Origin of the sequence: Methanolacinia paynteri, assembly GCF_000784355.1 — an archaeon.
In the GTDB taxonomy this organism is placed as follows: domain Archaea; phylum Halobacteriota; class Methanomicrobia; order Methanomicrobiales; family Methanomicrobiaceae; genus Methanolacinia; species Methanolacinia paynteri.
On the sequence record NZ_KN360925.1, the window covers coordinates 87,625 to 99,480 of the forward strand.

Sequence of the window (11,856 nt, forward strand, 5' to 3'; positions counted from 1 at the left end):
CTTATCCGAAAAGTCCGCCGAGGAGGCCCTTGTCGTTAAGCTCCGCCTGTGAAAGCTCCTGCAGCCTGTTCTGCTCCTCTTCCAGTACCTGTATCTGCGCCTGGATCATGGTTCTTAGTTCGTCGTCGCAGTTGCAATCGTTCATAAGGGTGTTCAGGTTTTCAATCCTCTCCCGGTTAGCCTCGATTTGATCCCGGATCTCCCCGGCCGCATCGCTGTCGCCGCCGAAGAAGAATCTTGAAACTGCATTTCTGTCCTGTATCCTCTCTTCCGCACTGTACTGGAGAGTGAGAGAGTTGTTGAACTCCTGTGCGATAGCGGAGATCTGCTCACCTGTTACGCCGGAGAGGTTTCCTGCCGCAATAAGCGCCTGAACGGCAGTACGGACTGTGTTCCGGTTCTTCAGCATGTTGTTAGTCTCAGAACCGGAAAAGTTTGCAGATTCATTCTCTATCAGCCTTATCTGTGCCTTGATCTCTTCCTGGTTCCGGAGAGCGGTCAGGTTTTCGGAAACTCCAATCCCCTGGCCTGTCGATTGATTCATATTCTCCTGCGCAGTTGCCAAACCCCCCTGGCTACCTGTCGACGTGGCAGTTCCTGGTGAATTACCATTTCCGGCTGCCGCTGTTTTATTGTAGGCGGCCGAAGCCTGGACTCCGGTGTTTCCCCCGCTGCCCGTATCGTCGTTATTCTTTGCAGCAGAGACAGGAAACGCAAATAATAACGCAATAATTAATAAAATGGCCAGTACCTTTTTCATATTTACCACTCCGTTTATGTTAACTTAACATGTTAATTGACAGTGCGGCTATATAGATATTTCAGTTTTTTTTGAAATTATGTTGTATCCTGAATTAATTCACTGCCTGCTCGTTCGTTATCTCCCTTCTGGACCTTCATATCAAGAATCCTTATATCCGGGTGCCTGTATCTCCCGCGTCCTTCGGTCCGCTTTCCCCACTGGATTGCCTCAACCGGGCAGAAATGGAGGCATGCAAAGCACAACTCGCAGTTATGATTCCATTTCGGCCATCCTCCTGTAAGTTTTATGTTTCCAGTCGGGCAGACGTCGCTGCATACATGGCATGAGATGCAGTTGTCTTTGACGATAAATTCGCTGTCGTAGCTCCGGACTCCTTTAATGAATTTTCCGTAGGTCAGGATCTTCAGGAGAGAAGATACTGGTGCGAATGCAGGGTAATCTTTCCTTCCCTCCCCGATCTTTCCGGCGATCTCATCCAGTTTGACATCCGCCTCCCTGAGGATTTTGTCTCTCTTCTCTCCCTGCGGCGGTTTGGAGAGCGGAGGGAAGTTTCCGGGCATCCTTACGGCAAATCCGGAATCAAGCCCCCTTCCGCAGTTGTCCCTGAGGGTTTTATCAAGGACATGAAGAGCGGACGCCCCCATTCCGGCCATCGTAACGACGGCGAAACAGTACTCCGCACTGCTTAAATCGATCCTTCCGGCAAAGTCCCTGATCATCAGCGGGACTCCGGCATCGTATACCGGGCATACTATCCCGACACGTTCGACACCGGGTTCTATCTTTCCTTCCGCCTCTTTAATCGATGCTATCGGTATATGCTCACATTCGCCAAGCGATTCACCGATCCGCCTCGCCGCTGCAAGGGAGTTTCCCGTTCCGGTAAAATAGTAGATCTTCGTCCTCCTCTTCTCTTTCCCTTTTTGAATTTATGGAATATCCCCTTATAATATTGCTCCTGTTCCACCGGAATTATCAACAGCAGAGCGAAAACCCGAGGGCCGTCCTGGGCATGTTCGATCCCTAAGCAAGGCCCTGCGTTCCGGCCGACGAACTCACGTTTGCCATTCCGACACGGTCTCATCAGGCACCGCAGGATTGAATGCGATGTACAGCCCGACGGTTCTTACCGGATATACGGCTGACAATGCAGCTGGATCATAACCGGCGTTAAATGCGATCTCCTCTGCATTTGCACTGCTGCCAAACCAAAGAACCGCTTCGCCGTCCATAAGTTTCCTGATGCATTCGGTATCATCTTCACAGAGGATGAGGTTTTCAAATCCGTTTTCCGTCAGGAACTGCTGGCGCGAATCGTCCCTGACGACAACAATGCTTCCCGCCTTTTTTGCAGCCTCGAGGCTGTCGATTTCGATCCCAGAGCCGGCTTTTGCATACAGCACGGTCTCGTAGGAGGCGATGGGCCCGGCCCATTTGAAAAGCGGTTCCCTTTCAGTGGTCCTGCCGGTTGAATAGAGCGCCGTTGCGGGTTCATTGAGCACGATATTATAGCCGTCCCCCCAGGGCATAAGTTCGATATCGGCCTTCATGTTCAGCTTTTCAAGGATTCCGTTCACAACATCCGTTGACTGCCCGGTGATATTCCCTTCCTCGTCGATATAATTGTATGGCGGGAAATCTTCAGTGATTATCCTGAGCCCGGAATCTTCTGCAGGGGCCGCAGGCCCGGGAGGGGACTCTCCCAGGCAACCGCATGAAATTGCAGATAGAAGAAATATAACGAAAACCCCATAACATAATATTTTTTCAATCATAAACACCACCACGATGTCAAATTTGTTTGTACACGGATAATCCCTCCCTGAAGATTTAACATCTTCGCAGTGGGATCGGTTTTAATGAAGACAGGGTGCAGGAACCAAAGATTTGGAGAAAACAATTATGGCCTGTTAAGAATATATTAGAAATCCGTATGAAAATATTTCAGACGTTAAAAGATATTTTTGCCCCGAAGACTGAAGAAAAGGAGAAAACTTCCGCAGCCGGAGAAACACCGGGAAAAGCGGCGGAAAAAGCCCGGGCCGAAAAACTCCCTTCACAGAAGGTATCGAAATCCGCAAAAGCCGCGAATTATGCTGAACTGATTAACGGGCTCATATCCGATGCAGGCTACAGGAACTACACCCCGGTGGGAATTGAAGAGGCCGTCTGCCCATCGTGCGGAAAGGACCTCGACAGCTTTCCGGTAAGAAGGATACAGTGCCCGTCCTGTAGTGCGGATATCTTCGTCAGGACAAGGGCATCCGACAAGAAGAAGGTTCTTCTCACCGGAGATCAGCTCGAAGAGTTCGAGAAGCAGAGGCCTCTTGACTCGGGGATGTACGATACGAAGATGAAAAACCTTGCAGAAAGGATGGAGAAGTATTCGGATCACGACGGCTGGGTTTTTATCTCGGTGCTGGATGAAAAGGACACCCCGGAATATGCAGAATACCACGGCAGGGTGATTAAACCCGGAAGCGGGGAAGAGAAAAAGGCGCTCGGACTTCTTATCAGGCCGGACTCAAGGGCCAGAACGAAGACATGGTTCAACGACCCGGAGCAGGACACAAGTCCTGATGAATACGAAGCCCAGAGGAAGGAATGGTTCGGAAAATATCAATAAATATTTCTTTCTTTTTCAAAATAGATGGACTCGTCGAGATTCGAACTCGAGACCTCCGCCGTGTGAAGGCGACGTCATAACCAGCTAGACCACGAGTCCACTTGTGATTATTCTTTTTCTGGTTCCGGGATATTAAGAGTTTTGAAGTTTGCGGGATTTTCGAATTGAAAAAGATTTATTCGGGGATGGCCTCGTCGTCCCCGGTAATCTCGCTCAGGTAGACGCCGGAGCCGAGCCACCACTCGTCATCGACGGGAAGCACATAGCCGATCTTTATCTCGGGTTTGTCCCCATTGTCCGGATTCGGCCAGGAGAAGACAACGTACCCGCCGCCTTCCTGTGCAGCCCCGACAAGCATCCGGATGTCCTTCTCCCCGAATGCACCCTCGTGATCTATGAGGTCCTGCCCGATCCTGTCTGTCAGGTAGGGATGTGCAAGAAGAGTTCCGTTGTAGTCGTAGGCATAGAGATAATGCCCGGATTCATCGACAAATGCACCGTTTTTATCTGAGATTGCCTCGAAGGCCGCTTCATTGCCGTTTTCAAGTGCATATGCAACACCTGATTCGACAAGGGAGATCATCTCCCTGGTTGTCGCCGGGGTGGTACACGTATCCAAGTCGACCAGATCCGAGAGATAAAGTCCCGAACCTATCCACCATTCGTCATCGACCGGCATGACACAGCCGATCTTGGGGGCATAGTCTCCTTTTGCCGATTCGTTGATTACTCCGTCATCGGGCTTAGGGTAGAGATATGCAACGAATCCGCCACCGTTTTCAGCCGTGTACGCGGACGCCTTGTAGAACGGGAATCCACGTGCATCGGTCCAGTTCGACCTGTCGGTCCCGACAAGATCCGGCTGATATGGGTGGGCAAGGAGAGTTCCGTTGAAACCGTAGGCATAGATGTACACATCGCCGGATGAGAACTCCCCGTCCGGATCTCCGAACTCCCTCAATGCACCGGTCATCCCTGCGGACTTTGCATAACCAGCCGCACCTGATACAAAAGACATCAGTTCACCGACTGTAATATTGCCGGAGAGCCGGACCGGTTCACCGGGCATAACTCCTTTATCTCTGGTTGTTTCAGGCGGTGCAGTATTACCATGGGCAGTGCCGTTCGCTTCCCCGCCCAAAGTGCACCCGGCGGAAAAAGCCGCAACCAGCAGCACTATCAGAAATCCAAAAAAAATCGCCCGTTTTTCCATAATAGATCATCAAGGTCAAAACGAAAAAAAGATGCCGGTTTTTTCGTAACGTTCAGTGATTTAATACCAGCCGGGGGCAAATAATACGGTGATGGAAGAGATGAAAGACAAGAGGCAGCTTTGGATAATCCTCTTCATAACATCGCTCGGCTCCTTTCTGACACCGTTCATGGGCTCTTCCATAAATGTGGCGATTCCCGAGATCGGGATGGAATTCTTCAGCGACGCAATACTCCTCTCCTGGGTCGCCACATCCTACCTGCTCGCAGCCTCCATCCTCATCGTCCCGATGGGGCGTCTCGCCGATATGAAGGGAAAGACCCGGATCTTTCTCACCGGCATCGCGATCTACACCGCCGGATCGCTCCTTTCGACGATGACATCCTCGATTGACATGCTCATCGTGTTCAGGGTAATACAGGGATGCGGCGGGGCTATGATCTTCGGGACATCGATTGCCATTATCTCCGGCATATTTCCCCCGGCGGAGAGAGGAGGTGCTCTGGGGATCAACGTAGCCTTCACGTATACCGGGCTTTCGGTCGGACCTGTTATAGGCGGAGCCCTTACCGAAGCATTCGGCTGGAGGAGCATATTCTACCTGAATGCGGCGGTCGGCATACTGATCATACTGCTGGGAATGAAATACCTCAGGATCAAAGAGACGAAAGACGATCAGACTGCATTCGATCTTCCGGGATCGGTTCTCTACGGGGCGATGATCCTCTTCATAATGCTCGGTTTCCAGGAGCTCCCCGATACTACAGGTTACATCCTCTTCGCCCTCGGTGCGGTATTCGCGGCGGCTTTCTTCTTCCGGGAGAAGAGTACGCCGCATCCCGTCATAAGGATCAGTCTGTTTACCGAAAACAGGGTGTTTGCACTTGCAAACTTTGCAGCCTTCATCAACTACAGTTCGACATTTGCCATCAGCTACCTTTTAAGCTACTATCTCCAGCTGATAAGAGGTTTCGGCCCGGAAGAGGCGGGTCTCTTCCTGATCGCCCAGCCGGTGATGCAGGCGATATTTTCTCCCGCGACAGGAAAACTCTCCGACAGGATAAACCCGTCAGTACTTGCAACAGGCGGCATGGCACTGATTACGGCCGGGCTGATGCTCTTCACCGTCCTTTCCCCGGAGACGAGTATCCTGGTTATAGTCGTGGATCTCGCTTTACTTGGATTCGGTTTTGCCCTGTTTGCATCGCCCAACACCCATGCGGTGATGAACAGTGTTCCCCTGAAACTCTACGGTGTCGCTTCAGGAGTGCTCGGGACTACAAGGATGTGCGGAATGATGACATCTATGGGCATCTCGATGCTCGCATTCTCGCTCACTATAGGAAACACCCCTATATCGGTTGTAGATTCAGAATCGCTCCTTTTATCGATAAATTCGGCATTCACGATATTCGTCATACTGTGTGCTGTCGGAACGTTCGCCTCATATATGGTGATCAGGAATAAAGGGAAAGAATGAACCTCTTTTCACCAAAAGCAAATTATCCGCATAAGTCATAAACTAATTTCGGATGTTCCAGTACCACCCGTACCTGATTCCGGTCATTTTGGCTACGGCGTTATCGGGTTTTATCGCATTATACTCATTCCGGAGGAGGCGTACGAGGGGAGCCACAGCTTTTTCCCTTCTTATGCTCCTTGTCTTCATATGGGAATTCTTCTATATGTTCGAGATATCCTCAACCAACTTCGAATACATGAAGTTATTCCTGAGGCTGCAATACTTCGCAATTCCCTTCATTCCGGTGGTGCTGCTTTACTTTATACTTGAATACGGGGGATACTACAGGTTCCTGAACTTTAAATACATCGGGCTGCTGCTGATCGTACCGCTTGCTTCCCTGATACTCCTGCTGACAGACGATTATCACAGCCTGTTTTTTAATATCGAGTACATGGTCGCTGCAGACTATATTATCGTCAGGGGTTTTGAGGCAGGACCGGTTTATAGCCTGTTATGGATCTACTGCGGGATACTGTACTTCCTGTCCGCTGTAATCAGTTTTCATATCTACCTCTCTTCGCAGGGTATCCAGAAGATCCAGTCGGCTGTCCTTGTAGGTGCACTATACGCATCGCTTTTTGTTGAAATCCTCTACCAGGTGGGGGTTTCGCTCTACCCGTACCTTGACCTGACCGCAATAATTTTCCCAATAAGCGGGCTCTGCATAATGATCGGGCTCTTCAAATACAGCTTCTTCGATATCGTTCCTCTCCCGAAACAGACGATTTTTTCGAGCCTTTCGGAGGGGATAATCGTTCTCGATTCGAAGAAACGCATCATCGACATAAATTCGATTGCACAGGATATGCTGGGTGGGGCAGTGGAGGTAGACGGGAGTCTCCTGTTCGAAAAGGATACCTTCCTGAATAAATACGAGGACCAGATGAACTCCCCGGTATGTATAGCGTTCCTGGCGAAGGTCGAAAGGGATGGCGGTGAAAAGTTCTATGCTGTCTCGGTTACGCCGATATCGCTCAACGAGGAGGACCCGGTATACAGGATCCTGGTATTGAGGGATATCACTCACGAGAAGAAGTACGAGAGGGAGCTTGAAAAGTCGAGAAGTTCGCTCAAGATTGCCAACGAGAAGATCAGCCTGCTGAATTCGGTTACGAGGCACGACATACTGAATAATATCACGGTTCTCAGCGCCTATGCGGACCTGATCGGGGATCAGATCCCGGAGAAGGGAAAGAGCAGGGAATATCTTGAGAAGATGACCAAGGCAATCGAACAGATTACACAGCAGATCAGGTTCACCGCCGATTACCAGAACATGGGAGTCGACGATCCGATCTGGCAGAACATGAGACGGGTCGTCAGGGATGCATGGCAATCTCTCGGCTCGGTCACATCCAGGGTCAAATTCGAGGTGAATCTCCCTGAAAACCTCGAGATATATGCCGATTACCTCCTCTCGAAGGTCTTTTACAACCTCTTCGAGAACTCGATCCGCCACGGGGAAAGAGTGACGAAGATCTCGGTCTCCTTCGATACGAAACCGGACGGATCAGGTGTCGTCATCGTCGAGGACAACGGCGTGGGAATACCCGACGACGTCAAAGACCGGATATTTTCAAAAGGCTTCGGGAAGAACACGGGTCTCGGCCTCTTCCTCGCCTCCGAGATCCTCTCGATTACAAAGATCGAAATTTCCGAGACGGGAACGGAAGGAAAGGGTGCAAGGTTCGAGATGGTCGTTCACCCGAACGGGTGGAGGGTTCGGGAGAAGAAGGGGGAGTGAATCAATAGGGCTAAGTAACCCCTTTACTCACTAAAATCCCGGTACCACCCTGGAAACTCGTCCCTAAAACCATCGTGATCGGACCAGACCCTTTCGGTCCTCTCCTGCATCCTTTCGATCTCACCCGGCGATCCGGTCTGCTCCTCATACCAGTGACTCCACACCATATCCTGGATCATCATCATAGCGGTGTAGAGCGAGTATTTCTTCCAGAATTCTTTAGGGACATCTCCGCCGTTGTATCCGTCGATCTGGCCGGCAGAGAACGGAACGCTGATCTTGCTTGAGAAATATGCGACTTTTACGAAGTCATGGACAGGGTCTCCCCAGTCATACCTGTTGAAATCAATGATCCCGGCCAGATTCCCGCCGTCCGCGATGAGATTTGCGGGATGGAAATCGTCATGGAGGAACGTCTCCCTTTGGCATCTCATGTATTGTTCGTTTTCCGATATGAAGCGGGAAAGCTGTTCAATATCGATTACTCCGGTCTCGATCCCCGATTCACTAAACCTTGCCCATTTTCGTGCATATTTCCGGGAATATCTCTCGTGCCATTCGGCTGGGAGACGGGGTGCATCCATCCGGTGAAGGCTGAGAAGCTCCCTTCCGGCCTGAAGACCGAGCTTGTACTGCTCCTCCCCGCTGAAATGCGGCATCGCTTTTTCGAGATCCGAGCCCTGCACGTATTCGAGGACCATATAACAGGATTTCCCGTCACAGGAAACCCCAAAGAGGTATGCCTCAGGGACAAGAGAAGAATACCCGTGAAGCCGCCGGATCAGATCGAACTCCTCTCTCTTCCTCGCAAGAACCCCTTCGCTGTTTACCTCGCAGATCCTGGCGATATAGCTCCTTTCGCCCGTACCGGAGAGGAGATACTTCTTCTCGAACGAAAACCCCTTCTCGATCCTCTCCGCCCGGCTATAATCGACAACCGCACGGATCTCGTCTTCGATCATCCCGAGATCTTTCATTGCATGCCCTGCTCCCCGGCAATGCACGCCTTAACCTCTTTTTTGAAGAGCCAGTTCCTGAAGGCAATCGGAGTGATCACCGTCGTCAGGATACTCATCACCACAATTGAGGCATAGATATCCTGGCCGATAAGGGAGAGGTTCAGCCCCATAAGTGCGACGATCATCGCCACCTCCCCCCTCGGCGACATCCCGAAACCTATAGCAAGCGAATCGCGGTTTGAATACCCGAGAAGCTTTGCAGGAAGACCGCACCCGATGACTTTCGAGATTATCGCGATCACCGTAATCACTGCAATAAAGATCAGGACGGGGCCGGTCAGTGCACTGAGATCCACGAGAATTCCGAGGGATACGAAAAATATCGATGCGAATATGATATAGAGGTAATCCGCACCCTCTGAAATATCGTGGCTGTGCTTCAGGTTTATTCCGTTGAACGAGACCCCGGCAATAAACGCCCCGATGATCGCCGAGATCCCGATGAACTCCGCGAGAGCGGCAAACAGGAACGCGATCATCACCGCGAATATGAACACGAACTCGGGATACTTCCTCGAGATCGGGCTCTCGTCCATCCTGACAATCATCTTCGATATGAAGAACACCCCGATAAGAGCAATCAGGACAAGGAAACCGATCTGCTTGGCGATAATAAACGCAAGCCCCCCGAACGAGAATGTCCCGGATGCGACATCCGCCGTTATCGAAAGGGCAAGAAGACTCAGGATATCGTCGATAACCGCAGTTCCGATGATCGCCTTTGAAAACTCCGCGTCAAGAAGGCACATCTCCTTCAAAACATTTGCAGTAATCGCAATCGAAGTCGCCGTCAATGCCGTTCCGATGAACAGGGAGCTTTCGGGACTGAAGCCGAATGCAAGAGAAGCGAAATATCCGCCGATCCACGGGACGATAATTCCTATAAGACCGATTATACCATATTTTACGTTAGTCAAATCTTCTATTTTAAACTCGAATCCTATGACAAACATCAGGATAACGGCCCCGAGAGCCGCAATCGCCTGCACGAATTCCGTATATGTGATCAGCCCGAGAACCGACGGCCCGACCACGAGGCCGAGGAGAATCTCTCCCACCACGGCAGACTGGTTGATCTTCGATGCAAGAAGATATCCTGCAAGTGCGAAGAAAAGCAGGAGGGTCATCTGGAGCTCAATACCAGGGACTACACCTGTACTCATTTGGAAATATCGGACTGCCGGACTTATCAGTATATTGGGAAAGACTGATATAAGGAATCAAAAACGAGTGCACCGACCGGGAATTGAACCCGGGCTATTGGCTTGGAAGGCCAAAGTCATACCACTAGACCATCGGTGCAATACGGAGACCTGTGCCGGACGGCATCATAGTCGCGCCTTTATATTTCTCTGCTGATTGGTATTAAAAATAGTGTTTTGATTCCCGGAATTTCAGCTCTCTTTCTTCCCCGGCCACGAGAACATCTCCGAGTACTGTGCCGTCCTCCCGGCACGGACAGGCTTCGTGTAGTGTATCTCCGAACCCCCGCAGAGCATGCAGAGCGGTTCGGCATTCTCGTAGTCGAGATCTCCATCCTCGGTTACGAAATCCTCGTTCACTTCAAGACCCGTCACCTGGCCGATGACAAGTGAGTACTTATCGCGTACTATCTCCTCCTTCAGTTTGCATTCGATCCAGGCGACGCACCCGCCAATTCCGGGAGCGGAGACGGTTGAAGACGGCTTTTTGGACAATCCTGCCTCGGCGAACTCGTCCACATCCGGCGGATACAGCCTTGAGCAGATCATAACCTCGTCTATCATCGACGCCGGAGGGACATTGATCACGTATTCGCCAGTCTCCCTGATATTGTCGAGAGTATCCCTTTTAAGAGCCGAGGCGATCACTATCTCGTCGAGAGGCCGTAGTATAGGAGTCACGTTCCCCCACGGGGCCACATTCGCAACACCGCTGCCCGATACCGTGGATATCAGCACCACCGGCATCGCAAGCACATTCTCCCTCTCGAAGGGTTTGAGCATCATAAATAACAATCGTGTTAACAACCCATAAAATTTTCACACGACTATACTGAGTCGTGACAAAAAAGCGAAGAAAATAACGGGATTTAGTATCCCTTCAGCTCACGTTCGATCTTCTCGAGAGCTGCAAGACGCTTCTCAAGCGGGGGGTGTGTCGAGAGAAGCTCTGTCAGGCTCTTTCCGGAGATTGCCGGGATGATGAAGAATGCATTCGATCCCTCGATCTCCTGCTTCTTCTTCGCGGGGATGGCGTCCATACGTCCGCTGATCTTCATCAGTGCCGACCTGAGCGCCGCCGGATTGCCCGTAATCATCGCACTTCCCCGGTCCGCCGCGAACTCGCGGTAGCGGGAGAGAAGAAGCATCAGGAGGGTTGCAACAATCCAGACGATAATAGACACGATCCAGATTACAATCCATGCACCGTTGTTGTTCCTTCCGTCGAAGAGGTTCATGATGAGTGCATTCTGCATGATGATCGATGCAAGACTCGCGAGGAATCCTGCGACCGTCATCGTAAGTATATCGCGGTTCTTTACGTGAGAGAGTTCGTGAGCGATAACAGCCTCAAGCTCCTCCCTGTTGAGCGTCCTCATGATCGAATCTGTGACTGCAACAACCGCATTCTTCGGGTTTCTTCCCGTTGCAAATGCGTTCGGGACGGGCGACGGCATCACTGCAATTTTAGGCTTCGGCAGGTCCGCCTCCTGGCAGAGTTTTTCGATCATCCTGTGAAGTTCCGGCTCCTCATCCTCGGACACTATCCTCGCATGGGTCGTCATAAGGACGAGTTTGGCCGAGAAGAAATACTGGACAAATGCCATTAAAAAGACAAAGGCAATTATCATGTAGAGGTATCCCGGGAACAGGAAGTAGAGTATATTTATAAAGACGACATAGAGCGCGAGAATAAATATCCAGGTCATAAAGACCCTTCCCGAAAGGCCCCAGTCGCGTTTCCATTTTCCTATCATATATATC

At 50.9% G+C, this 11,856-nt stretch carries 11 protein-coding genes and 2 tRNA genes; 3 read left to right on the top strand and 10 right to left on the bottom strand.

The annotated features are described in order from the left end of the window. Position 1 precedes the first annotated feature (1 nt). The 3 genes from METPAY_RS14010 to METPAY_RS02265 form a co-directional block, all read right to left on the bottom strand. Complete coding sequence (locus METPAY_RS14010; RefSeq protein WP_052418619.1) at positions 2 to 760, bottom strand: hypothetical protein; 759 nt, start codon at positions 758 to 760, stop codon at positions 2 to 4. 77 nt (positions 761 to 837) lie between these two features. After that, positions 838 to 1,692 carry an EFR1 family ferrodoxin gene (locus tag METPAY_RS02260; protein ID WP_048148741.1) on the bottom strand — a complete coding sequence of 285 codons (855 nt, stop codon included), beginning with the start codon at positions 1,690 to 1,692 and terminating at the stop codon, positions 838 to 840. 126 nt (positions 1,693 to 1,818) lie between these two features. Beyond that, on the bottom strand, positions 1,819 to 2,538 hold the full coding sequence (locus METPAY_RS02265; RefSeq protein ID WP_245611501.1) for a substrate-binding periplasmic protein: 720 nt from the start codon (positions 2,536 to 2,538) through the stop codon (positions 1,819 to 1,821). A 158-nt stretch (positions 2,539 to 2,696) separates the two neighbouring features. Here METPAY_RS02265 and METPAY_RS02270 point away from each other — a divergent pair, with 158 nt between their 5' ends. Continuing rightward, positions 2,697 to 3,389, top strand: coding sequence for a hypothetical protein (locus METPAY_RS02270; protein ID WP_048148742.1), 693 nt, complete (start codon positions 2,697 to 2,699; stop codon positions 3,387 to 3,389). Positions 3,390 to 3,414: 25 nt separating this feature from the next. On the opposite strand, the gene METPAY_RS02275 is transcribed toward METPAY_RS02270, so the two are convergent. Both METPAY_RS02275 and METPAY_RS02280 read right to left on the bottom strand, forming a co-directional pair. Next, a tRNA-Val gene (locus METPAY_RS02275) sits at positions 3,415 to 3,488 on the bottom strand. A gap of 76 nt (positions 3,489 to 3,564) precedes the next feature. After that, positions 3,565 to 4,602 (bottom strand): cache domain-containing protein, encoded by a 1,038-nt coding sequence (locus METPAY_RS02280; RefSeq protein WP_048148744.1) that lies wholly within the window; start codon positions 4,600 to 4,602, stop codon positions 3,565 to 3,567. A gap of 91 nt (positions 4,603 to 4,693) precedes the next feature. On the opposite strand from METPAY_RS02280, the gene METPAY_RS02285 reads away from it, so the two are divergent. Next, entirely contained in the window at positions 4,694 to 6,082 is a 1,389-nt protein-coding gene (locus METPAY_RS02285; protein ID WP_048148746.1) for an MFS transporter, read from the top strand. A 52-nt stretch (positions 6,083 to 6,134) separates the two neighbouring features. Next, positions 6,135 to 7,871 (top strand): histidine kinase N-terminal 7TM domain-containing protein, encoded by a 1,737-nt coding sequence (locus METPAY_RS14015; RefSeq protein WP_084600655.1) that lies wholly within the window; start codon positions 6,135 to 6,137, stop codon positions 7,869 to 7,871. A gap of 23 nt (positions 7,872 to 7,894) precedes the next feature. On the opposite strand, the gene METPAY_RS02295 is transcribed toward METPAY_RS14015, so the two are convergent. From METPAY_RS02295 to htpX, 5 genes are all read right to left on the bottom strand, one after another. Continuing rightward, on the bottom strand, positions 7,895 to 8,848 hold the full coding sequence (locus METPAY_RS02295) for a phosphotransferase family protein (protein ID WP_048148748.1): 954 nt from the start codon (positions 8,846 to 8,848) through the stop codon (positions 7,895 to 7,897). Beyond that, positions 8,845 to 10,053 carry a cation:proton antiporter gene (locus tag METPAY_RS02300; RefSeq protein ID WP_048148749.1) on the bottom strand — a complete coding sequence of 403 codons (1,209 nt, stop codon included), beginning with the start codon at positions 10,051 to 10,053 and terminating at the stop codon, positions 8,845 to 8,847. The genes METPAY_RS02295 and METPAY_RS02300 overlap by 4 nt, the downstream gene beginning before the upstream one ends. 68 nt (positions 10,054 to 10,121) lie before the next feature. Beyond that, a tRNA-Gly gene (locus METPAY_RS02305) sits at positions 10,122 to 10,192 on the bottom strand. Between the two features lie 92 nt (positions 10,193 to 10,284). Continuing rightward, on the bottom strand, positions 10,285 to 10,878 hold the full coding sequence (locus tag METPAY_RS02310; protein WP_048148751.1) for a flavin reductase family protein: 594 nt from the start codon (positions 10,876 to 10,878) through the stop codon (positions 10,285 to 10,287). Positions 10,879 to 10,961: 83 nt separating this feature from the next. Beyond that, on the bottom strand, positions 10,962 to 11,849 hold the full coding sequence (htpX, locus tag METPAY_RS02315; protein WP_013328076.1) for a zinc metalloprotease HtpX: 888 nt from the start codon (positions 11,847 to 11,849) through the stop codon (positions 10,962 to 10,964). Positions 11,850 to 11,856: the final 7 nt, after the last annotated feature.